Consider the following 433-nt stretch of genomic DNA (forward strand, 5'->3'; position numbering starts at 1 on the left):
AGGCCGCAACGCGACCCACCAGATGAAGAAGCTGACCCTCGGGGATCTCAAGGAGTTCAGGGACTACCTGCGTATTCCCGTTTCGGATGAGCAGCTTGAGAACGACAACTACCGTCCGCCGTACTACCACCCGGGTGCCGATGCGCCCGAGATTGCTTATCTCCTCGAACGGCGAAGGGCACTTGGTGGGTCTGTTCCCGAGCGGCGCAGCGGGCATCAGGCAGTGGAACTTCCGGAGGCGAAGTCGTACGAGGTGGCCAAGCGGGGCTCGGGCAAGCAGCAGGCCGCCACCACCATGGCGTTTGTTCGCCTGCTCAAGGATTTGCTTCGCGACAAGAAGTTTGGGAGCCGGATTGTGCCGATCGTGCCGGACGAGTCCCGTACGTTCGGTATGGATGCGTTCTTCCCGACGGCGAAGATCTACAACCCGACA

Annotated in this window: 1 pseudogene; it reads left to right on the plus strand. The window is 61.2% G+C overall.

Annotation, left to right across the window (positions count from 1 at the left end):
- Positions 1–433, plus strand: a pseudogene (locus AC3IMC_RS20470) (pyruvate dehydrogenase (acetyl-transferring), homodimeric type); the annotation flags it as partial.

It is taken from the genome of Arthrobacter sp. E70 (assembly GCF_058266945.1).